This window comes from Paraburkholderia fungorum, from assembly GCF_046027215.1.
Classification (GTDB): domain Bacteria; phylum Pseudomonadota; class Gammaproteobacteria; order Burkholderiales; family Burkholderiaceae; genus Paraburkholderia; species Paraburkholderia fungorum_D.
Genome location: NZ_JAQQEN010000001.1, coordinates 1134661 through 1157580, shown reverse-complemented (window position 1 = coordinate 1157580; position 22920 = coordinate 1134661). Strand labels below are relative to the sequence as shown.

Annotated in this window: 17 protein-coding genes, 2 tRNA genes and 2 rRNA genes; 8 read left to right on the top strand and 13 right to left on the bottom strand. The window is 59.9% G+C overall.

The annotated features are described in order from the left end of the window. The first annotated feature begins 444 nt into the window (after positions 1-444). Entirely contained in the window at positions 445-1644 is a 1200-nt protein-coding gene (locus PQR27_RS05220; protein ID WP_408522652.1) for an amino acid aminotransferase, read from the top strand. A 113-nt stretch (positions 1645-1757) separates the two neighbouring features. Here the strand turns inward: PQR27_RS05220 and PQR27_RS05215 are convergent, their stop codons facing one another. Together PQR27_RS05215 and PQR27_RS05210 are read right to left on the bottom strand one after the other, a co-directional pair. Then, positions 1758-2996: a DUF3734 domain-containing protein gene (locus tag PQR27_RS05215; protein ID WP_408522651.1), complete on the bottom strand. Its 1239-nt coding sequence runs from the start codon at positions 2994-2996 to the stop codon at positions 1758-1760. Positions 2997-3006: 10 nt separating this feature from the next. Continuing rightward, a complete protein-coding gene (locus tag PQR27_RS05210; protein WP_408522650.1) occupies positions 3007-3804 on the bottom strand; it encodes a 3-hydroxybutyrate dehydrogenase in 798 nt (265 codons plus the stop codon). A gap of 220 nt (positions 3805-4024) precedes the next feature. On the opposite strand from PQR27_RS05210, the gene PQR27_RS05205 reads away from it, so the two are divergent. Together PQR27_RS05205 and PQR27_RS05200 are read left to right on the top strand one after the other, a co-directional pair. Continuing rightward, entirely contained in the window at positions 4025-4996 is a 972-nt protein-coding gene (locus PQR27_RS05205) for a potassium channel beta subunit family protein (protein WP_408522649.1), read from the top strand. Between the two features lie 195 nt (positions 4997-5191). Beyond that, positions 5192-6037: a 23S rRNA (adenine(2030)-N(6))-methyltransferase RlmJ gene (locus PQR27_RS05200; protein ID WP_408525408.1), complete on the top strand. Its 846-nt coding sequence runs from the start codon at positions 5192-5194 to the stop codon at positions 6035-6037. Positions 6038-6114: 77 nt separating this feature from the next. On the opposite strand, the gene PQR27_RS05195 is transcribed toward PQR27_RS05200, so the two are convergent. The 4 genes from PQR27_RS05195 to cueR all read right to left on the bottom strand — a co-directional run bounded on the left by PQR27_RS05195 (position 6115) and on the right by cueR (position 8848). Further along, a complete protein-coding gene (locus PQR27_RS05195) occupies positions 6115-7155 on the bottom strand; it encodes an ABC transporter substrate-binding protein (RefSeq protein ID WP_408525407.1) in 1041 nt (346 codons plus the stop codon). A gap of 251 nt (positions 7156-7406) precedes the next feature. Next, positions 7407-7754, bottom strand: a complete 348-nt coding sequence (locus PQR27_RS05190) for a hypothetical protein (protein WP_408522648.1) — start codon at positions 7752-7754, stop codon at positions 7407-7409. A gap of 228 nt (positions 7755-7982) precedes the next feature. Continuing rightward, positions 7983-8129 carry a DUF3563 family protein gene (locus tag PQR27_RS05185; RefSeq protein WP_074265275.1) on the bottom strand — a complete coding sequence of 49 codons (147 nt, stop codon included), beginning with the start codon at positions 8127-8129 and terminating at the stop codon, positions 7983-7985. A gap of 296 nt (positions 8130-8425) precedes the next feature. Next, the gene (gene cueR / locus PQR27_RS05180; RefSeq protein ID WP_408522647.1) at positions 8426-8848 is read right to left on the bottom strand and encodes a Cu(I)-responsive transcriptional regulator; all 423 of its coding nucleotides are present in this window, start codon (positions 8846-8848) and stop codon (positions 8426-8428) included. Between the two features lie 123 nt (positions 8849-8971). Here cueR and PQR27_RS05175 point away from each other — a divergent pair, with 123 nt between their 5' ends. Next, a complete protein-coding gene (locus PQR27_RS05175) occupies positions 8972-9190 on the top strand; it encodes a heavy-metal-associated domain-containing protein (protein WP_408522645.1) in 219 nt (72 codons plus the stop codon). A 12-nt stretch (positions 9191-9202) separates the two neighbouring features. Beyond that, positions 9203-10123 carry a dTDP-4-dehydrorhamnose reductase family protein gene (locus PQR27_RS05170; protein WP_408522644.1) on the top strand — a complete coding sequence of 307 codons (921 nt, stop codon included), beginning with the start codon at positions 9203-9205 and terminating at the stop codon, positions 10121-10123. 35 nt (positions 10124-10158) lie between these two features. On the opposite strand, the gene PQR27_RS05165 is transcribed toward PQR27_RS05170, so the two are convergent. From PQR27_RS05165 to imuA, 3 genes are read right to left on the bottom strand one after another with little or no spacing between them, the layout of a single operon-like run. Next, the gene (locus tag PQR27_RS05165; protein ID WP_408522642.1) at positions 10159-13713 is read right to left on the bottom strand and encodes an error-prone DNA polymerase; all 3555 of its coding nucleotides are present in this window, start codon (positions 13711-13713) and stop codon (positions 10159-10161) included. A 5-nt stretch (positions 13714-13718) separates the two neighbouring features. Continuing rightward, positions 13719-15497 carry a Y-family DNA polymerase gene (locus tag PQR27_RS05160; RefSeq protein ID WP_408522641.1) on the bottom strand — a complete coding sequence of 593 codons (1779 nt, stop codon included), beginning with the start codon at positions 15495-15497 and terminating at the stop codon, positions 13719-13721. Further along, positions 15397-16236 (bottom strand): translesion DNA synthesis-associated protein ImuA, encoded by an 840-nt coding sequence (imuA, locus tag PQR27_RS05155; RefSeq protein WP_408522640.1) that lies wholly within the window; start codon positions 16234-16236, stop codon positions 15397-15399. The genes PQR27_RS05160 and imuA overlap by 101 nt, the downstream gene beginning before the upstream one ends. Positions 16237-16554: 318 nt before the next feature. On the opposite strand from imuA, the gene tnpA reads away from it, so the two are divergent. The 3 genes from tnpA (at position 16555) to tnpC (ending at position 18899) form a co-directional block, all read left to right on the top strand. Continuing rightward, positions 16555-16947 (top strand): IS66-like element accessory protein TnpA, encoded by a 393-nt coding sequence (tnpA, locus tag PQR27_RS05150; RefSeq protein WP_408522639.1) that lies wholly within the window; start codon positions 16555-16557, stop codon positions 16945-16947. After that, positions 16944-17279, top strand: coding sequence for an IS66 family insertion sequence element accessory protein TnpB (tnpB, locus tag PQR27_RS05145; RefSeq protein ID WP_408522638.1), 336 nt, complete (start codon positions 16944-16946; stop codon positions 17277-17279). Before tnpA ends, tnpB begins: the two co-directional genes overlap by 4 nt. 63 nt (positions 17280-17342) lie before the next feature. Next, a complete protein-coding gene (gene tnpC, locus PQR27_RS05140; protein ID WP_408522637.1) occupies positions 17343-18899 on the top strand; it encodes an IS66 family transposase in 1557 nt (518 codons plus the stop codon). Between the two features lie 191 nt (positions 18900-19090). On the opposite strand, the gene rrf is transcribed toward tnpC, so the two are convergent. The 4 genes from rrf to PQR27_RS05120 all read right to left on the bottom strand — a co-directional run bounded on the left by rrf (position 19091) and on the right by PQR27_RS05120 (position 22848). Further along, positions 19091-19203: ribosomal RNA gene (gene rrf, locus PQR27_RS05135) — 5S ribosomal RNA — on the bottom strand. A gap of 220 nt (positions 19204-19423) precedes the next feature. Beyond that, positions 19424-22302 (bottom strand): 23S ribosomal RNA (locus PQR27_RS05130). A gap of 323 nt (positions 22303-22625) precedes the next feature. Beyond that, positions 22626-22701, bottom strand: a tRNA-Ala gene (locus tag PQR27_RS05125). Between the two features lie 70 nt (positions 22702-22771). After that, positions 22772-22848: transfer RNA gene (locus tag PQR27_RS05120), tRNA-Ile, on the bottom strand. Positions 22849-22920: the final 72 nt, after the last annotated feature.

Below are 22920 nucleotides of genomic sequence, written 5' to 3'. Positions count from 1 at the left end.
GGCAAAGGACTATTCTAACGGGTTCGGGAAACGCGGGCTGAGCGGCCCCGCGTAGGGTTTCCGGGCTTTATCCGCGTACCGCAGAGCGAGTTTACGGGCGCTCGGACGACAGGGGTGATAAGACGTCTGCGGTGCGGCCCGAGGGCGTGCCTTCGAGCCCGCTTTTGACTATCTGGCAGAGGTTTCAGGGCCAGTTCGGGGCCGATCGGCACCGGCCACGAGCAGATTCGTGATAGCCATATGACGCCCGAATGCCTGTTTTTCAAGCAAATAATTCGACCTCACAGCCGTCGCGGGCCGAAAAAATGCCGACGGATTCGCTACAATGGCAAGTTGCGCTCGCCTGCCGCCGTCCGCCGCGTGTCTGTACCTCCCGTCAGACGCCGCAGGCTGGGCCGCCCGCACCAAGCCGCCCTTCTTCTTCACTACTGCTGCCGACCCATCATGTCTCTGTTCTCCGCCGTCGAACTTGCTCCCCGCGACCCGATTCTGGGCCTGAACGAAGCCTTTAACGCCGATGCACGCACCACCAAAGTCAACCTTGGCGTGGGTGTGTACTTCAATGAAGAAGGCAAGATTCCGCTGTTGCGCGCCGTGCGCGACGCGGAAAAGGCTCGCGTCGAAGCGGCGCTGCCGCGCGGCTATCTGCCGATCGAAGGCATCGCCGCATACGACGCCGCAGTGCAGAAGCTTCTTCTCGGCAACGACTCGGCGCTGATCGCCGCAGGCCGCGTTGTCACGGCGCAGGCACTGGGCGGCACCGGCGCACTGAAAATCGGCGCCGACTTCCTCAAGCGCCTGAACCCGAACGCCAAGGTCGCAATCAGCGACCCGAGCTGGGAAAACCACCGCGCACTGTTCGAAGGCGCCGGCTTCGAGGTCGCGTCATACCCGTACTACGACGCGCACACGCATGGCGTGAACTTCGAAGGCATGCTGAGCGCGCTGAACAGCTACGCCGCGGGCACGGTTGTCGTGCTGCACGCGTGCTGCCACAACCCGACCGGCGTCGACCTGAGCGTCGAACAATGGAAGCAGGTGGTCGAAGTCGTCAAGGCGCGCAATCTGGTGCCGTTCCTCGACATCGCTTACCAGGGTTTCGGCGACAACATCGAATCGGACGCCGCAGCCGTGCGTCTGTTCGCTGCGTCGGAACTGAACGTGTTCGTGTCGTCGTCGTTCTCGAAGTCGTTCTCGCTGTACGGCGAACGCGTCGGCGCACTGTCGATCATTACGGCCAGCAAGGAAGAATCCGCCCGCGTGCTGTCGCAACTGAAGCGCGTGATCCGCACGAACTACTCGAACCCGCCGACGCACGGTGGTTCGGTGGTCGCAGCGGTGCTCGCTTCGACTGAACTGCGCGCCACGTGGGAAACGGAACTGGCCGAAATGCGCGACCGCATCCGCGCCATGCGCAACGGCCTGGTGGAACGGCTGAAGGCAAGCGGCGTGGATCGCGATTTCAGCTTCGTGAACGCGCAACGCGGCATGTTCTCGTACTCGGGTCTGACCTCGCCACAAGTGGACCGTCTGCGTGAAGAGTTCGGCATTTATGCCGTGGGCACCGGCCGGATCTGCGTGGCTGCGCTCAATACCCGCAACCTCGACGTGGTGGCGAACGCCATCGCTCACGTGCTGAAGTAAGAGCTTTCAAAGCGTGGGCGATTTTTGCACACGCCTTGCTGACCGCTCGTAGCAACGGCGCCCTTTCGGGCGCCGTTTTCATTGGTTGCTAACGGGTGTTGCTCGCGGCTATGTCAACGTGAATCCCGGTGGATATCGTGCGTGACAAAGCCCGCGTCGTTATCGGGCAGGTCGAGCCAATCAGGTTGCGCGAGTGAGCGGCGGATATCTTCCAGCCCGCTCTCCCAATGTTCACGCATCGTGGAAAGGCCGAACTGGAAGTCTTTGAAGTGCCCTTCGTACTCCTTCTGCCGGTAGATGAGATGGATGACGTTGTAGCGTTTCGAACACGATAATTCTTCCGCCAGCTTGCACCACGGATCCTCATGCTGATCCGCCGGCACCCGATCCAGCACCTCGCGCAGCACATGCCGGAAACGCTGCGACCGTTGCAGCATGTCGGTCACAAGCCGGGTCCGGCTCGAATACTGAATATCCTTCATGCGCCCCTGCACATCGGTGATGTTATCGGGCACCGGCCCGATCGCACTCCACAGATCGACCTGGAAGGCGAGCGTGTCGCGACGCGGAGTGGACTGAATCACCTCGTAAAGCGGTGTATTCGACATCAAGCCGCCATCCCAGTAAAACTGCCCGTCGATTTCAACCGCGGCGAAGCCAGGCGGCAACGCCCCCGATGCCATGAAATGCTCGGGTTTCAACGTGGTGTGCGTGTTATCGAAGTACGCAAAATTCCCCGTGCCGCAATTGACTGCGCCGACCGACACCCGCATTTCACGTGAATTGATCCGGTCGAAATCGCATAAGGCTTCCAGCGTCGCTTTCAGTGGCGCGGTATCGTAATAGCTCGCCATCTGCGGCGGTCCGGACACAGTGGGCAATGGCGGCGGGAAACGCGGCACAAAGAATCCCTTCTGCCCCTCCAGGATCGCACCCATAGCCTGCGTTGCAGTAAAGGCTTTACGCACGGCTTCACTGGAATTAAAAAACGCGTGCTCGATGAAGGCGGGCAGCGGCGGCCCGAAAGCCGGCTGGCAGATCGTCTCCCAGAATTGCAGCAGCCGTTCGACACGCTTCTCTGGGGGATTGCCAGCAATGATGGCTGTATTCAACGCCCCGATCGAAATGCCGGCGAGCCAGTTCGGTTCGATACCCGCTTCGTAAAGGCCCTGAAAGACGCCGGCCTGATACGCCCCGAGAGCGCCGCCGCCCTGCAGCATCAGCGCAACGGTTTCGTAGTTGGGCAGATGCTTCAGCCGGCCGGCATGGGCAGCGGGCACCGGACCGGCGCCTTCGCCCTCCCCATCGCCGGGCGCACCGGCGCGCGCCCGTTTAAGATTGCGTTGCGCCATGGGCGCCTCCTTATTGCATGTACCAGCCGTGGCTCACAATAAAGGACTGACCGGTCAGCGCCGCAGTCGGGAAGGTGGACAGGAACAATACCGTTTGCGCGACGTCTTCCACCGTGGTGAAGATGCCATCCACCGTGCCACCCAACATTACGCGCTTGACCACGTCGTCCTCGCTGATGCCGAGTTCTTTCGCCTGCTCGGGAATCTGCTTGTCGACCAGCGGCGTGCGCACAAATCCCGGACAAACCACATGCGAGCGCACGTTGTGCTTCGCGCCTTCCTTGGCGAGGACTCGCGAGAGCCCGAGCAGCGCGTGCTTGGCCGTCACATAGGCGGACTTGAGCGGCGACGCTTCGTGCGAATGGACCGAACCCATGTAGATCACGATGCCGCCGCGATCGTCTTTGTACATGTGCTTGAGCGCAGCCTTGGTGGTGAGGAATGCGCCGTCCACGTGGATGGCCTGCATCTTCTTCCAGTCGGAAAACGAATAATTTTCGATCGGGTTAACGATCTGGATGCCGGCATTGGAAATCAGGATATCGATCGAGCCAAACTCGGCAGCGACTTTGTCGATCCCCTGATTGACCGCGTCTTCGTTCGTGACGTCCATGGCGACGCCAATTGCCTTGCCGCCGCCCTTTTTGATTTCTTCAGCGACCGCGTTCGCCCCATCCTGGTTCAGGTCGGCGATCGCGACTGCAGCGCCCGCCGCGGAAAGTGTCAGTGCGATTTGTTTGCCAATACCGCTCGCCGCGCCGGTAACCACCGCGACCTTGCCATTCAGATTCGTGTTCAGTGACGACATCCAGAACCTCCATGCAGTTAATGAGCAATGAGACCACGGACCGCAGGCGGCGTGAAGTCAGCCACACGGCATAGGCCGTCTGGCCGAATGCTGCACTGCGGCCTACCTTGCTATTGTGCATGAACCGCGTGAACCGTAGCCGGAAAACGCACATCGGCCTTTATCTTTAAACTAGACGTTTCGGCGGGATTCCGGCTGCATCACTACCAAGGAGGAGTGCATGAATTATCGACGTCTGGGCCGTTCTGGCCTGCAGGTCAGCGAACTGTCCATCGGCTCGTGGGTCACCTACGGCAATCAGGTGGATCATCGTGCGGCGCGTGAATCGCTCGCGGCTGCCCGTGATGCGGGAGTCAACTTCTTTGACAACGCCGAGGTGTATGCCAGCGGGCAATCCGAAGACATCATGGGTCAGGCACTCAAGGAACTGGCATGGCCGCGCGTGAGCTATGTGGTGTCGACGAAATTCTTCTGGGGTCTCGAGGAAGCGCCGAACCAGTACCACACGCTGAATCGTAAATATTTGCTGAACGCGGTCGATGCATCGCTCAAACGCCTGCAACTCGATTATGTCGATCTGGTGTTCTGTCATCGTCCTGACCCGAACACGCCGGTCGAAGAAACCGTCTGGGCGATGAGCGACATGATCACGCGCGGTAAAGCACTTTACTGGGGCACGTCCGAATGGAGCGCCGACGAGATCCGCGCCGCTTACGACATTGCAGAGCGGCATCATCTGCACAAGCCTGTCATGGAACAGCCACAATACAACCTGTTTCATCGCAAGCGCGTCGAGCAGGAATACAAGCGGCTCTATGAGGATATCGGTCTCGGGCTGACGACCTGGAGCCCGCTGGCTTCCGGCCTGCTCACCGGCAAGTACCGCGACGGCGTACCCGCAGACAGCCGCGCGCAGTTGCAGGGCTACGAGTGGCTGCGCAAACAGGTGACCGACGCCGGCAAGAATAACGTGGTCGGCAGGCTCGGCGAAGTGGCCGATGGGCTGGGTTGCACCGTCGGTCAACTGGCCATCGCGTGGATTCTGAAGAACCCGCATGTGAGCACGGTGATCACGGGTGCGTCGCGGGTCGAACAGATCGGCGAGAACATGAAGTCGATCGATGTGGCCGAGCGCATTACCCCGGAGATCAAACAGCAGATCGAGGAGATCATCGGCGACGCCTACAACTGACCGGCCGCTCATCGGATCACGAGGCACGGCCCGTGCGTGCGGCATTGGGTCGTGCCGCCCGGAACGCACTGCGGGATGCAACGCGGTGTCGCGTACAATACGCGACCGCGCTGCACAGCAGTTGTGCTGCCGCATTGCATCCGCATCGCCGAATCCGAACTGGACCGGCGCGCCCTCTTTCAGCGTCACCTCATCATGCTCAGCTACCGCCACGCCTTTCACGCAGGCAATCACGCCGACGTTCTGAAACACGCCGTCGTGTTGCAGCTACTGCGCTACCTCGGCCAGAAGGACAAGTCCTACTGGTATATCGACACGCATGCGGGCGCCGGCGTCTATTCGCTGAAGGAGGGCTACGCGACCAAAACCGGCGAGTTCCAGAGCGGCATCGGCAAACTTTGGGGCCGCGATGACCTGCCGCCGATCTTCGCAGAGTACGTCGACGAAGTGGGCGCGCTGAACCCGGACGGCCAGTTGCGCTTCTATCCGGGCTCGCCGTATATCGCGTGGCGGCAGATGCGCGAACAGGACCGCATGCGTCTGTTCGAGCTGCATACCACCGAAATCGACGTGCTGCGCCACAATTTCCGCGACGCGGGCCGGCGCGCCATGCTCTACGCGGGCGACGGCTTTGACGGCGTCCTCGCGCTGCTGCCGCCGGCGCCGCGCCGCGCGCTGGTGCTGCTCGATCCTTCCTATGAGGACAAGCGCGACTACACCCGCACGCTACGCAGCATCGAGGAGAGCCTGAAACGCTTCCCGACGGGCATGTACGCGGTCTGGTATCCGCAGGTGAAGCGCCTTGAATCGCAGCGCTTTCCCGATCAGTTGAAGCGGCTGCAGGAGCGTAACTGGCTGCATGTGAGCCTGACCGTCAGCAATCCGCCGGCCGACGGTTTCGGTCTGTTCGGCAGCGGCATGTTCATTCTGAATCCGCCGTACACGCTGGCAAAAACGCTGAAAGAGCAAATGCCATGGCTGGTCAAGACGCTCGGCGAGGACAAGGCCGCGCAATTCAAGGTCGAATATCGCGGCGATTGAGTTGTCTTGCGGGTTGCACGCACGCGCCTCCGAAGAGGCAGACGTGCGCGCTACGGGACAATGCGCGGCCAGGCCGCTTACTTGAGTTGCGCCGCGGCCTTGCGGGCGAAGTCGTTGGTATAGGTCGCGTTCAGGTCGATCTTCTTCGGATCGAGCCGGCTGTCGAACGACGACAGCGCTCGCAATGAGGTCGCGGGACCGTCTGCGGGCATCAGGCCATCCGGCGAATATGCATCGCGTACGTTGTGGAAGGCTTCCACGTAGAGCGCCGAGTCGTTGAGCAGGTATGCCGGCGGCACCATCTTCAGCAAGTCGGCATCGCTCGCGGTTTGCAACCAGTGGTCCGCGCGCACGATGGCGTTGGCGAGAGCCTGCGTTGTCTTCGGATTCTTCTGGATGAAGGCCTCCGACGCATACAGCGTCGCCGCCGGCATCGTTCCGCCGAACACCTCCTGTGTGCCTTTCACCGTGCGGGTATCGACCAGCACCTTGATCGCGCCGCTACGCGCCAGTTTCGTCATCATCGGATCCACGTTCGACAGCGCGTCGATCTGACCACCGCTCACGGCGGCCAGTACCGTCGCCCCACTGCCCACGCCGATCGCCGAAATCTCATTGCGCTGCACGCCGGCCTTGCGCAAAGCGACGGTGAGCACCAGATCCGTCGACGACCCCGGCGCGCTCACGCCGACCTTCGCCCCCTTGAAGTCCGCCAGCGTCCTGATCGCGTCGACCTTCGACTTGGTGACCGCGACAACGATCTGCGGCGCCCGGCCCATCAGCGCAAACGCGCGATAGTGCTGTCCCTTCGCCTGCATGAACAGCGTGTGCTCGAACGCGCCGGCGCCTACATCCGCGCTGCCCCCTACTACCGCTTCCAGCGCTTTGGATCCGCCCGCGAAATCTTCGAGCGTGACGTCGAGCCCCTCGTCCTTGAAGTAGCCCAACTGTTGCGCGGCAAGTACCGGCAAATAATAGAGGCCCGGCAAACCGCCGACAGCCATCGTCAAGGTGGGCTTTTCCGGGGTGTCCCTGGCGAGTGCGAGGCCGGGCAGTGCGACTAGCGCGATCAGCGTGGCGCAAGTGCTGGCCGCACGCCGCATCCAGTGGTTAGGCATTTTCATGTCTCCTTGTTCTGTTTTCTGTTTTCGTTCGATGCGTTGGCGCAGCGCAATGCACCTGGCCCACGTCGCTGGTGAGAGATCGCGCCACGATTGTCGTCGGACGTTTCCGGCCACGCCATGCGCCGAAACCCGAATGACGCGTCGGCATGCGCAGCATCCAAAGGCGCGCGTCGGCGCGCGACTCAGGGCTCGAAGTGCTATCGGATCAGAAAGGAACTACGAGGATAGTCGCGCGCAAAAAACACTTATTGCGGATGCGCCACAGGGCGAGGTTGCGGCGGCGGTTGCGGCGGCACGCGGCCGCCGGCCGGCAACTGGAGGTACGGCGCGACAACGATCGGTATTGAGGAATTCGGCGCCAGTTCGGTCGGCGCCGCAATGGGCTGCGCCCCTACGATCCGCTCCCGCGAGAGCGGCGCGGTTTGCAGAACGGTGCCGGTTTGCCCGTCGCTAATGCCGCTCTGCGTATCGAGGACCAATGGCTTGCCGGTGTTGCTCGACGCGGCGAAGCTCACCGGTACTGCGAAAACCATTGTCAGCGAGGCCGCGACGGCGGTGGCCAGCATGGATTGAAGCGAGCGGGCAGGAAGCATAGGCGGACCGGTTAGGTTTGAGAATGCCGGATTGCGCAGAAAACGCTTTACCTTACCGTGGTGGCAACCTTCAGGCTAGTCGATATTGTTCGTGATCGGCCTTCGGGCAACACCGGCCGAGTAATTTTCGCGGTCCAGATATGACAAAGCCCCGTCTATACGGGGCTCAACGCGGTACTGCCTTGGCCGCGCGATACGCGCTGCCGGGTCAAACTCGATGCTCGATGCTTACAGCGAATAACCGTTGGTTTCGAGCGAGCGGATGCGTTGCTCAAGCTGAACGATGTCCGACGACGAGGCCAGATAGGCTTCACGACGGCTACGTTCTGCGGTTTCAAACCAGGTGCTCAGCTTTTCAAGAAGGTATGCAAACATGATGTTCTCCAAGGATCAGTATTGAATCCCCGGTGGATTGTGCATCAGGGATTTCCCGTAAAAGGGTTAACCCGGATTATAGCCCTCTGGTGCAACCTTGCTAGTGAAATGCCCGCATGACGTGCATTCCGTTTTGGAATGGTGCACGCTTGCGGTGCACTCAAGTCATTGATTTTTTTGAGACAAAGATAGACTTCTTCGATAAAAATGATGCCGCCCCTTATTTTAAGCACATTAATGGTGCAAATACGCCATGGGTTGCGACGAATGCGACGGTCGGGTTGCAATCTGCCAGCTTAAAGCGGATGACAGCCCCTCCCCGACACTATGTCGGTATCGGCGAGTCGCTCGATAATCGGGCAATCCGGGCGCCCGTCGCCATGGCAATGATCGGCCAGATGCGCCAACGTGTCGCGCATGTCGCTCAATTCGGCGATGCGGCGGTCGAGATCCGCGACGTGTTCCAGCGCGATCGACTTCACTTCGCCGCTGGCGCGCGACCGGTCGTGCCACAGCGCCAGCAACCGGCGAATGTCCTCAACCAGGAAGCCCAGCCGACGCGCCTGCCGGATGAAGCGCAGTGAGTGCACCTCTTGTGGTCCGTAGACGCGATAGCCGGCGCTTGTGCGCGACTTCGCCGCCAGCAGGCCAACGCTTTCGTAGTAGCGAATCATCTTCGCCGTGACGCCCGACGCGCGGGCCGCTTCTCCGATATTCATAACTGTTGCTCCAGTGCATGCGTCGATCGTACACCTTCCCATCATGGGAAGGTCAGTCTCGCAAGTACGTTTCGGCAGGCATAATTCAACCATCGCAACATTCCATTTCCAGAGGCAATCCTGATGACGATCGAATTCCAGGTAGAAGGCATGAGCTGCCAGCATTGCGTGGCGTCAGTCACAAAAGCGATCCGTGAACACGACGGCGCCGCGCAGGTACAGATCGATCTGGCATCGGGCCGCGTAGCGGTCGAATCGGCGCAACCGGTTGAAACGCTCAAGGCCGCCATCGACGAGGCCGGTTACACGGTCACAGCTGTCACCCGCGGCGCAGCCAGTTAAGCGAGTTCCGCCATGTTCAAAGTTGCCGTCATGGGTGCATCCGGCCTGCTCGGGCGTGCTGTTGTCGACGAATTGGCGCAGCAGGCTGGCTGGCAGGTTGTCGCCACGACATTCAGCCGGCCGGGTCCGAACACGGTCGCGCTGGATATTCGCGACGCGCAGGCGGTCGAGCAATTTGTCGAGCGCGAAGCACCAGACGCGCTCGTGATTGCCGCGGCGGAGCGTCGGCCGGATGTGTGCGAGCACAATCCGGCATTGGCCCACGCACTGAATGTGGATGCGGTGCGCATCCTGGCCGCCGCGGCAGAGCGTCGCGGCGCATGGACGCTATCGATTTCCACGGATTACGTGTTCGACGGCAGCCATCCGCCCTACCAGCATGACTCGGCCCCTGCGCCGCTGAATGCCTACGGGCGCAGCAAACTCGAAGGCGAGCGCGCGTTGATGGAAGCCACCGAGCTCGGCTGTGTACTGCGCCTGCCGTTACTGTATGGACCAATCGTCAGCTGGACGGAATCGGCGGTGACGAGCCTCGTGCCGGCGATCGCCGCATCGGCTTCGCGCGACGGCAAGGCCGCCGTCATGGATGCATGGGCAATCCGATACCCAACCTGTACGCCAGACGTCGCGTTCGTGATCCGGCAGATGCTCGAGCAGCATGCGCGTGGGCAAGCGCTGCGCGGCATTGTGCAATGGTCGGGCGATGAGCCGATGACCAAATACGAAATCGCTGTGCGTCTTGCCGAAGCGCTGCGACTCGACGCGCGATTGACGCCTCAGCATACGCCCACCGACGCGACGCCGCGCCCACACAACTGCCACCTGGCGTCGAGCCGGCTCGAGGCGCTCGGCATTGGCCGCCGTACGCCGTTCGATACCGCGATCCGGCAAGTGCTGGCCGGGTTCCCATGGCGAGGTGCCACGCCGGCATAGCATCGGGTGACGATTTCAACCGCGGCGAGCCGGCCTCAATGAAAATCGCGGCTCGCCGTGGCCAGTTCGCCGAGCCATTCGCTGTGATCTTCGAGCCGATGCGCGACGAGATGGATCACCTCGCCTTTGTTTTTCTGCCGGCCTTTACCTTTACCTTGACCCACCTGATTGACGTCACCCGCATTTCCCGCGTTGTCACCACCGGTAGCGACGCCGTCGTCGCGCTGCAGGACACCATATACCGCCAGCAGCGATGAACCCAGCAACACCTTGCGCTGCTTTTCCACCAGCGACGGCCACACGATCACATTGATCGAACCGGTCTCGTCTTCGATGGAAACGAACACGGTGCCGTTCGCCGTGCCCGGCCGCTGCCGCACGGTAACAATGCCGCATGCCCGCGCCAGCGTACCGTGCTGACACGCGGCGAGTTCGGCCGCGGTGCGAAAACGCTGTTTGGCAAGACGCGCACGCAATACCGCGAGCGGATGACGATTGAGCGTGAGGCCGAGGCTCGCATAATCGTCGACGATCTCACGGCTTTCGGCTGCCTGCGGCAACGCGAGCGGCGCTTCCGCGATCGGCGCATCGCGCAGCAACCTGGGTACGATGTGCTGGGCAGTCACCGCCCACCACGCTTCGCGTCGATGCCCGGCGATGCTGACCAGCGCGTTCGCAGCAGCGAGTGCCTCGAGATCGCGCCGCGTCAACGCCGCACGGCGCGCGAGGTCGTCGACATCGCTGAACGGTGCGTCGTGACGGGCCGCCATGATGCGCTCGGCGGCCACCTGCGCAAGGCCTTTGATCAGATGCATGCCGAGGCGCACGGCGGGACCGCCCGCACCATAGGTGTTCGACGACTGAAACACGCGCGCGGACAGCCGCTTTGCAGCGCGCCGGATGGTCCGGCTCACGGCGTAGCGCCGCAGCGACAGATCGCGCAATTGCTGCGCTGATAGTACGGCCTGCTGACGATGCAAACAGGTCTCGGCCGCCGAAATGCGCTGCCCCTGTTGCGCACCGCGTTTTTCGAAGACGGATTCCCAGTCGCTCAACGTCACGTCAGGCGGCAGTACCGTTACGCCGTGACGCTTCGCATCCTGCACGAGTTGTGAAGGCGAATAAAAACCCAATGGCTGACTGTTCAGCAAGCCTGCGAGGAAAGCAGCCGGCTCGTAGCGCTTCAGCCACGCGCTGAGGTAGACCAGCAATGCGAAGCTCGCCGCATGGCTCTCCGGAAAGCCGTATTCGCCGAAGCCTTCGATCTGTTTGCAGATGCGGTCGATAAACTCCGGCTCATAACCTCGCTTGAGCATGCGCTCGCTCAGATCCTTCTGGTACTTCGCGAGGTTGCCGCTGCGTCGCCACGCGGCCATCGCGCGCCGCAGCTGGTCGGCTTGCTCGCCGGTATATTCCGCCGCGACCATCGCGAGGTGCATCACCTGTTCCTGGAAGATCGGCACGCCGAGCGTGCGTTCAAGCACCGGGCGCAATTCATCCTTCGCGTAATCGACCACCTCGAGTCCCTGCTTGCGGCGCAGATACGGATGCACCATGCCGCCCTGGATCGGCCCGGGCCGCACGATCGCGACTTCGATCACGAGGTCGTAGTATTTGGAAGGCTTTAGCCGCGGCAGCATGCTTTGCTGCGCGCGCGATTCGATCTGGAACACGCCGATCGTATCGGCATGGCCGCACATCTCGTAGACGGCCCGATCTTCGCGCGGAATATCCTGCACTCTGAATGCAGGAAAACCGCGCCGCAATGCGACGAATTCCAGCGCGCGCCGGATCGCCGACAACATGCCGAGCGCCAGCACGTCGACTTTCAGCAACTTGAGCGCATCGATATCGTCCTTGTCCCATTCGATCACGCTACGGTCTTTCATGGTCGCGTTCTCGATCGGCACGAGCCGCGACAGTTTGTCTTTCGCAATCACAAAGCCGCCGACGTGCTGCGACAGATGACGCGGAAAATTGCGCAACTCTTTGGTGAGGCGAATCAGATTCTGCGTGATGTGCGAGTTGGCATCGAAGCCGGCCTCGGCCAGATATTTGGCGACCGCATCCGTGCCGTCCCACCATTGTTGTGATTTGCTGATGCGCTCGATCAACGACGCTTCGAGCCCCAACGCCTTGCCGACATCTTTCAGCGCACTGCGCGCGTGATACGTAATCAGCGATGCGGTCAGCGCCGCGCGATGACGGCCGTACTTCCCGTAAATGTACTGAATCACCTCTTCACGGCGCTGATGCTCGAAATCGACGTCGATATCAGGTGGTTCGTTACGCGCGCGCGAGATGAATCGTTCGATCAGCATGTTCATATGCACCGGATCGATCTCCGTCACATGCAGGCAATAGCAGATGATCGAATTCGCCGCCGAACCTCGGCCCTGACACAGAATGTTTCTTGAGCGCGCGAAACTCACGATATCGTGCACCGTCAGGAAATACTTTTCGTATTTTAGTTCGGCAACCAGCAGCAACTCTTTTTCGATCTGGCCGATTCGCTTCAGATCCATACCCTTCGGCCAGCGCTCCATCGCGCCGGCCATGACCAGTTTGCGCAGATAGCTCGATGGCGATTCGCCGGCGGGAACCAGTTCTTCCGGATATTCGTATCTGAGTTCGTCGAGCGAAAAACGGCACAGCGCTGCGACACGCAGCGTTTCTTCAAGCGTATCGCGTGGATACAGTTTGCCGAGCCGCACACGTGTACGCATATGCCGCTCGGCATTCGCTTCGAGCGCGTGGCCGCACGCAGACAGTGGCGTGACGAGGCCGATCGCGGTCATGGTGTCCTGCAAGGGTTTGCGTGATCGCACATGCATCAGGACGCCTCCCGCGGCAACCAGCGGCAAACCGCTCGCTTTTGAAATCATTCGCAAGGCGTCGATCTGAAGTTCGTCACTGCCGGTTTGCCAGAGTTCGAGTCCGATCCACGAACGTTGCGGGGCGAATGACGCGAGCCAATGCGCACAACGCAGCGTGTGCGAGAGCGTGGCCGTGCGTTGCGGCACGAGGATCAGGAGGCAATCGGGCAAGGTCCTGAGATGCTCGAGGTGCGGCAACGCATCGGCGAAGTCGGACGGACCGAGGCGATAGCTACCTTTGTCCGCACGCGAGCGGCCTAGCGTGATCAATTCGGATAGATTGCCGTAGCCGTTGCGATTGGTTGCGAGTGCAACCAGTGTGCAGAACGGTTCGCCGTTGTCATCGGTCAGATTGAGTTCGCTGCCGATTATCAGATGAGGGATCGGCTTGAGCTCCGTGTCTTCATCTTCTTCTGGCTCCGCGAGTTCTCCCGAAGACGCGCCCGCTTGTGCGGCTTTAGCTTTCGCCTTGTCTTCTCTCTCCTGTTTGATTTCTTTCAATGCCGTGTGCGCGCGCACTACGCCCGCCAACGAGCATTCGTCGGTGATGGCAAGCGCACTATAACCACGTGACATCGCCTGTTCGACCAGTTCATGCGGGTGCGAGGCGCCGCGCAGAAAGGAGAAATTAGTCAGGCAATGCAATTCGGCATAGGCCGGCAAGTGAGCCGTGAGCGCCTGCTCTGGCAGAAATGAGGAGCGGGAAATTGCCATGGTGCTCAGCCGAACAAACCCTGCAGATACCACTCGCCGCTCAGGCGCTCGCGGTACACCCAGAACATATGGCCGCGATCGTCGGCCGCGACGTAGTAATCCCGCTCGACGCGGTTGCCGTCCCACCACCCGGCTTCAATCCGTTCGGTACGTGTGAGCATTTTTAGCGGCCGACGATAGATCGGCCGCTGGTCGCGCATCATCAGACGCAGCGGCTTGTCGAGCATCCAGACAGGTCTTGGCTGCGACGGCAACACGCTGTCGGGCAGATCGAGATCGAGCGGAGCCTGCGCGGCGTCCGGCTGCGTGGTAAGCGGGCGGCTGTTCTGATCGTCAACCGCTTCGTCTGGCCCGCACGTTATGAGTGCAGTTTGTGCCACCGCGTCGCCGTCTGCGTGAGCCTCGTCTTCCGATGCCGCATGCTGCAACTCATCGGTCAGCCAGGTTTTATCCGCTTTGATTTTTGCCCTGGCTTTCGCCGGCGAACGCTTCTTGCGTGAAAACGCCTGCGCCTGATAAGCCTCGACACGCATTGCCCGCTCCGGCCGATGATCGTCCTGCACCGACATCTGCAGCACATTCTCCGCCCCCAAACGCGCGCTCAATCGTTCGAGCAGGCGTGCAATCGAGTCGCCATCCGACTCAGGCATCGGAAACAAGGTGTCCGACTGCCCAGCATGTTCGCTAATCTGGTCCGCGACCAGTTTCAACTCGATCACCGGCGCCACCAGGACGGTCTGGTTCAGCTTTTCGCGCAACAACCAGATCAGATGCTCGGCATCGCGCGACGGTATGGCCCACGCGACCTTCAAATTCGATGTCTTCGGTGCATGACGGGACGCCAGTTCATGCTCGAGCAGCAACGTATAACCACTGAGCGCCGCATGATGCGCGCTCAGCCAGCCGGCCAGTTGCACGATCAGCCGACGCGCGGCAAATAGCAGTGCGTCGGCGTTGTCGACTCGCGACGGCAACTCCAGTTGTGCATGAAACGACGCCGGCGCACGAAACGATTCGCGCGGGTCTGCGCGTGAACCGTATGCTTGCGCCAGCAGATCCAGGATGCCACTGCCGAAACGCCGCACAATGCCCGCTCGTGGCAACTGGCGCAACTCGGCCAGCGTCGCGCAGCCGACATGCGTGAATGCATCACGATGCGCCTGTGCAACCGGTAGCAGCGAGACGGATAAGCCGTCGAGAACGCGTGCGAGCGAAGTGTCCTTCACGACGTGCCAACGACGCCCCTGCCGATCGGCGCGCGCTTGTGCCAGCAACCACGCGCCCCACGCGGTCGGCGCACAGGCGATCCGCGTCGTATAACCGAATTCGGACAGCGTGTCGGACACGCGCGACAACAACGCACGCAAGCCGCCGAACAACCTCAGACCGGAACCGACTTCCAGCAGCAAAGTGTGCGCATGAGCGAGCGACACCTTGGGTGTGTACGTCAGCAGAGCGAGGGCCATTGCTTCAAATGCCTGCGTTTCGCGGGCAGCATCGGCGGTAAGCAGTTTAAGACCCGGCGCCAACGCCAACGCATACGAGCGCGAATGACCCGCGTGTACACCGGCAGCTAAAGCGTCGAAGTCCGGCATCAGGATATGCGCATGATCGGCCAGCGCATAACAACGCCCTCCGTCAGCACCTTCGGCACCCGGAGCGCGGCTTGACTCTTCGCCCAACTCACGCCGATTCGGCTTCGCGGGCGAGCCATCCAGGAGCGGCACGAGAGGCTTCACCGCTTCCAGCGACAAGAGTGGCAATGTGACTGCGATCCACAACATGTTTGATCTCTCGTCCCTGATTGCTGCCGATTCTCTGTTCCGGCAACAAGACGCTTTGTAACGGCAAAATGAGGCGCAAAGGTTCAGCCAGTGGCGGGCCGCGGCGCTTGAAGATGTCGATCGACATACCGATCTCCTGCAGCCATTGACGGCGATTGATCGTCTGCGCGTTGGGCGGCAAGAGTGGCTCGCAGGTCATTCGCAATGGTGCTGGCGAAGATTGCGCGACGGCCTCGACAGGCCGGATCAAAAATGCCAGCGATGCCGACTCCTGAGCCGCCACCTGCAGACGCCGGACCTTATCGGCACGTGCTTTCGGCAGCCATACCAGCACCGCGCCGATACCATCCTGCTTCAATGCCTGAGTAGCCGCCCATAGCGCCTGATCTTCGCTCGAACGCACCCATAAGACTCGCTCGACATCGACACCCCAGGCACGCAGCGCTGCAGCACAGGGTTGATAAGGGGGCGCTACGAGCATGACGTGCTGTTCGGCTTGTACCGTCAGATGCCTAAGCGCTTGGGCCAGCAGGCGTACTTCGCCAACCCCACCATGCTCGATCAATAACTCCGTCAGGCCGCCGGCCGACCAGCCTTGCCCCGGCAAAAGCTGATCCAGCGCCGCATAGCCGCTGGAAATGACTCGCGAGTCAGCCTCGGCAAGCTCATTGCCCTGCCACACCTGCCGCCGCAATTGCGACGACAACGCGTTCGTCGCGAACTGAATTGCTGCTGCCATAGAGACGCTCTTTCAATAGGGAATGCTCCGCCCTGCCCAGCATCGGGCAAGCATAAGGGACGGGTTTCACTGTATATTTATACAGTATTCTGAGATGAAAGTTAAGGCAGGGAGATGCGGCAGGATGCGCGCAGAGAGACTAATGGATGGTGATGCGGTGATGCAGTGCGTGTTCGAAGTTTTATGCCGCGTGGAAATTCTGGCTTTCCGGCGCGGTGCCTAGAAGAAGGGTAAGGGTCCGGTGAAGTCATATTGAAATCTGTCGTCTGTGCATAGGAGCATCGTGTCCATCAAAAACGTGATGGAGACGTGTACACGATGGCGGACAATGATCGGATTGATGATGGAGTGGTACCGGCAATAGAGCGCCGCAAACACAGCAGGGAATTCAAGGAGATGGTGGTGCGGGCGGCGATGCAACCGCACGTGTCCATCGCCGCGGTGGCGCTGCATTACCGCCTGAACGCGAATCTGCTGCGCCGGTGGGTGGTGGCCGCGCGACAGCGTACGAGTGGCCAGCCGGCTGCGGACGAAGCGCAGCCGCCACCGGCGGCGGCATTCGTGCCGCTACAACTGCAAACGCCAGCCGTCGCGACTGATCGGGGTGAGATCAGGATCGAGGTGCGCCGCGGCGGGGCCATGATGACGCTCTACTGGCCGCTGTCGGCGGCCGGCGATTGCGCGGCATGGTTACAGGGATGGCTGCGATGATCCGCATCGACGCTATCTGGCTGGCGACCGAACCCGTGGACATGCGCGTGGGCGCCGATACACTGCTCGCGCGCGTGGTCAAGGTGTTCGGCGCGGTGCGCCCACACCATGCCTATCTGTTTGCCAACCGGCATTCAACACGAATGAAGGTGCTGGTCTACGATGGCCTGGGGATCTGGCTGGCCACCCGGCGCCTGAATCGCGGGCGCTTCGTCTGGAGCAACGGCGAGCAGTGCGTTTCACTGCCGCTGAATGAGGAACAGTTACGGGCACTGGTCACGGGACTGCCGTGGCGCACACTGGCAAGCGATCACGCCATTACCGTGGTGTGAGGCCAACGCGGACGTTAACAGTTCCGCTTTCTGATGCGTGGCGTGTCTGGCAGACTCGGTGTCATGGACCTGCCCGATCTCACCACGCTCAGCCCCGACCAGCTTCGCACATTGGCCGCGCAGCTGGCCGTCCAGCTCGCGCACAGGGAACGCGAAGTCGGTGAGAAGGAACGGGAGCTGCAGTATCGGCAAACCCGCATCGACCAGCTCACGCATGAGCTCTCGATCATCAAACGGCAACAGTTTGGCAAACGCAGCGAGCAGCTCAATACGGAGCAGATGAGCCTGCTCGACGAGGCGATCGATACGGATCTGGCGGCCATCGAAGCCGAGCTTGAGCAGCTTCGGCCTGAGACGCCCGGGCGCAAATCACGTCAACGTCCCCGACGCGCCGCGTTGCCGGCGCACCTGCCACGCACCGACATTCATCATGATCCCGATACCACGACGTGCAACTGCGGCTGCGCGCTTGAGCGTATAGGCGAAGACATCAGCGAGAAGCTTGACTACACGCCGGGCGTGTTCACAGTCGAGCGGCATATCCGCGGCAAGTGGGTGTGCCGTCAATGCGAGACGCTGACGCAGGCACCCGTGCCTGCACACGTTATCGACAAGGGCATTCCCACGGCCGCGCTGTTGGCCTGGGTGCTGGTGTCGAAATTCTCCGATCATCTGCCGCTGTACCGGGTTGAGCGCATTTGCGCCCGCGCGGGGCTGGCGATCCCGCAGTCGACGCTGGGTGACTGGGTGGGCGTGTGCGGCGTGCGACTGCAGCCGCTGGTTGACGCTTTGCGCGAACACCTTCTGCGTGAGCTTGTGCTGCATGCTGATGAAACACCTGTGCAGATGCTCAGTCCGGGCAAAGGCAAGACGCACCGCGCGTATCTCTGGGCGTATGCCACGACGCAATACTGCTCGCTCAAGGCGGTGATATACGACTTCGCTGACAGCCGCGCTGGCGAGCATGCGCGCGCATTCCTGGGCGACTGGCAGGGCAAGCTGGTGTGCGACGACTATAGCGGCTACAAGAAAAGCTTCACCCGGGGCGTCACGGAAATCGGCTGTGCCGCGCACGCGCGGCGCGCGTTCTTCGACCTGGATGTGAACCATCAGAGCGAAATCGCCGGGCAGGCGCTGAAGTACTTCGGCACGCTGTACGAGATCGAAGATGAAGCGGCCGCACTTGATCCCGATGCACGGCGTGCGCTGCGGCAGGCCCGTTCGAGACCGGTGATGGATGCCCTGCATGCTTGGATGAGTGCGCAGCGGCGCCTGGTTCCAGAAGGCTCGGCGATCGCGAAAGCCCTCGACTACAGCCTCAATCGCTGGGAGGCGCTCACGCGCTATCTAGACGATGGACATGTGCCGATGTGCAACAACTGGATTGAGAACCAGATCCGTCCCTGGGCGACAGGGAGAAAAAACTGGTTGTTTGCCGGCTCACTTCGCGCCGGCAAACGTGCCGCTGCCATCATGAGCCTGATCCGTTCGGCACAACTGAACGGGCATGACCCGCACGCCTATTTGAAGGACGTGCTCATGCGCCTGCCAACACATCGCGCCGCTGACATCGACGAGTTGCTGCCTCATCGATGGAAACCTTCCGCACGCGCTCTATAGATTCCGCGCGCGCCAGGCAAGGTGCCTTCACCGGCTGCTTACGAAGAAGGCAAGAGGTGGAGTGCTAGAGGGTAGGAATAGAGTACGCGCGTGCATGCTGCGGCGATGGGGGTGCTTGTGCTGCAGTGTTTTCACGCGCCGTAAACGCAGAAACCCCACCGTTCTGGTGGGGTTTCTGTTGCTGCTAGGGAGCCTGACGATTACCTACTTTCACACGGGAATCCGCACTATCATCGGCGTGGAGTCGTTTCACGGTCCTGTTCGGGATGGGAAGGGGTGGTACCGACACGCTATGGTCATCAGGCATGACTTGTTGTCGTGTCGCCCTTGAGGGCGGCACAACCAATCTGGAAGAAGTAGCTGAGAGGATGCCTCTCGCAACACGTTCAATACGTGCGGGTTGTGTTGTTTCTGGCACAACACTGATCACTCAACCGTGCGTGGTGTCCGTCCCCCCTTCGGGGGTGGGGTCCGCGTAAGTGCTGAAGCACTAACGCTAACCGGACACGAAACACACCTGTTATAGGATCAAGCCTTACGGGCAATTAGTATCAGTTAGCTTAACGCATTACTGCGCTTCCACACCTGACCTATCAACGTCCTGGTCTTGAACGACCCTTCAAGGGGCTCGAAGCCCCGGGGATATCTCATCTTAAGGCGAGTTTCCCGCTTAGATGCTTTCAGCGGTTATCTCTTCCGAACATAGCTACCCGGCGATGCCACTGGCGTGACAACCGGTACACCAGAGGTTCGTCCACTCCGGTCCTCTCGTACTAGGAGCAGCCCCCTTCAAATATCCAGCGCCCACGGCAGATAGGGACCAAACTGTCTCACGACGTTTTAAACCCAGCTCACGTACCTCTTTAAATGGCGAACAGCCATACCCTTGGGACCGGCTACAGCCCCAGGATGAGATGAGCCGACATCGAGGTGCCAAACACCGCCGTCGATATGAACTCTTGGGCGGTATCAGCCTGTTATCCCCAGAGTACCTTTTATCCGTTGAGCGATGGCCCTTCCATACAGAACCACCGGATCACTATGACCTGCTTTCGCACCTGCTCGACTTGTCGGTCTCGCAGTTAAGCACGCTTATGCCATTGCACTATCAGCACGATTTCCGACCGTACCTAGCGTACCTTCGTACTCCTCCGTTACACTTTGGGAGGAGACCGCCCCAGTCAAACTGCCTACCATGCACTGTCCCCGACCCGGATCACGGGCCAAGGTTAGAACCTCAAACAAACCAGGGTGGTATTTCAAGGACGGCTCCACGCAAACTGGCGTTCACGCTTCATAGCCTCCCACCTATCCTACACAGATCGGTTCAAAGTCCAATGCAAAGCTACAGTAAAGGTTCATGGGGTCTTTCCGTCTAGCCGCGGGGAGATTGCATCATCACAAACACTTCAACTTCGCTGAGTCTCGGGAGGAGACAGTGTGGCCATCGTTACGCCATTCGTGCAGGTCGGAACTTACCCGACAAGGAATTTCGCTACCTTAGGACCGTTATAGTTACGGCCGCCGTTTACCGGGACTTCAATCAAGAGCTTGCACCCCATCATTTAATCTTCCGGCACCGGGCAGGCGTCACACCCTATACGTCCACTTTCGTGTTTGCAGAGTGCTGTGTTTTTATTAAACAGTCGCAGCCACCAGTTTATTGCAACCCCTTCACCCTTCTGGCGCAGGCCAGTCAAGCTACAGGGGCGTACCTTATCCCGAAGTTACGGTACCAATTTGCCGAGTTCCTTCTCCCGAGTTCTCTCAAGCGCCTTAGAATACTCATCTCGCCCACCTGTGTCGGTTTGCGGTACGGTCTTGTTAAACTGAAGCTTAGAGGCTTTTCTTGGAACCACTTCCAGTTGCTTCTTCACCGAAGTGAATGGCGCCACGCCCTTGAATTGCGCACCCGGATTTGCCTGAGTGCCTTCTCCAACGCAGCGACCGGGACTTCCAACACCCGGACAACCTTCCGCGATCCGTCCCCCCATCGCATTTAACAATGGTGCAGGAATATTAACCTGCTTCCCATCAGCTACGCATTTCTGCCTCGCCTTAGGGGCCGACTCACCCTACGCCGATGAACGTTGCGTAGGAAACCTTGGGCTTACGGCGAGGGGGCCTTTCACCCCCTTTATCGCTACTCATGTCAGCATTCGCACTTCCGATACCTCCAGCGCACTTTTCAATGCACCTTCGCAGGCTTACGGAACGCTCTCCTACCATGCACATAAATGTGCATCCGCAGCTTCGGTATATTGCTTAGCCCCGTTACATCTTCCGCGCAGGACGACTCGATCAGTGAGCTATTACGCTTTCTTTAAAGGATGGCTGCTTCTAAGCCAACCTCCTGACTGTTTTAGCCTTCCCACTTCGTTTCCCACTTAGCAATATTTGGGGACCTTAGCTGGCGGTCTGGGTTGTTTCCCTCTTGACACCGGACGTTAGCACCCGATGTCTGTCTCCCGTGATTGCACTCTTCGGTATTCGGAGTTTGCTATGGCGTAGTAATCCGCAATGGACCCCACAACCATGACAGTGCTCTACCCCCGAAGGTGATACACGAGGCACTACCTAAATAGTTTTCGGAGAGAACCAGCTATTTCCAGGTTTGTTTAGCCTTTCACCCCTATCCACAGCTCATCCCCTAACTTTTCAACGTTAGTGGGTTCGGACCTCCAGTACGTGTTACCGCACCTTCATCCTGGCCATGGATAGATCACCTGGTTTCGGGTCTACACCCAGCGACTGAACGCCCTGTTCGGACTCGCTTTCGCTACGCCTGCCCTAATCGGTTAAGCTTGCCACTGAATGTAAGTCGCTGACCCATTATACAAAAGGTACGCCGTCACCCCTTGCGAGGCTCCGACTGTTTGTATGCATGCGGTTTCAGGATCTATTTCACTCCCCTCCCGGGGTTCTTTTCGCCTTTCCCTCACGGTACTGGTTCACTATCGGTCGATCACGAGTATTTAGCCTTGGAGGATGGTCCCCCCATCTTCAGACAGGATTTCACGTGTCCCGCCCTACTTCTCGTACACCCAGTTCTTCCTCGCTGTTTTCGTCTACAGGGCTATCACCTGCTATGGCCGCACTTTCCAGAGCGTTCGACTAACAATGAAGATAAAGAGTACAGGCTGGTCCCATTTCGCTCGCCACTACTCTGGGAATCTCGGTTGATTTCTTTTCCTGCGGTTACTTAGATGTTTCAGTTCACCGCGTTCGCTTCGCATGACCTATGTATTCAGTCATGGATACTCCATAAGGAGTGGGTTTCCCCATTCGGATATCGGTGGATCAAAGCTCGTTTGCCAGCTCCCCACCGCTTTTCGCAGGCTACCGCGTCCTTCATCGCCTGTGATCGCCAAGGCATCCACCACATGCACTTGTTCGCTTGACCCTATAACGGGTGTGTCTCATGCCGCATCCACTGGGGATGCAGCGCTCCTCACATCGTTACAGGTTGAGTATTCGTGTTGCGCCGTATTCCAAAGCAATCTTTCGATCACCTTTTCATACATTGATACAATCACAACCCTGATTCACCTACTCGCACACCCATCTCTAAGTATGCTTTCGTGAATCTCTTTACTACTTCTTCCTGATTGTTAAAGAACGACAGCCGATATCGCAGTTGCTATAACCGCGTATCACTCTGACTGGCTCAATCGCCAATGCGAAACGCTCTGTGCCTTTAAACACAGAACCCTGCGCATTGAAGATTGGTGGAGGATGACGGGATCGAACCGACGACCCCCTGCTTGCAAAGCAGGTGCTCTCCCAGCTGAGCTAATCCCCCAGTCATGCAGATAACGCAATCTGATAGTCCCGGAGTCTTCACCGGTTAGCTGCAGCCACCGCAGAAACAGTGGTGGGTCTGGATGGATTCGAACCATCGACCCCCGCCTTATCAAGACGGTGCTCTAACCAACTGAGCTACAGACCCCTGAGTCTGTCTGCGTATCTGTCTTAATTTCACAGCCGATAAGCGTGAGCGCTCAACGTTTGACACGTTAGC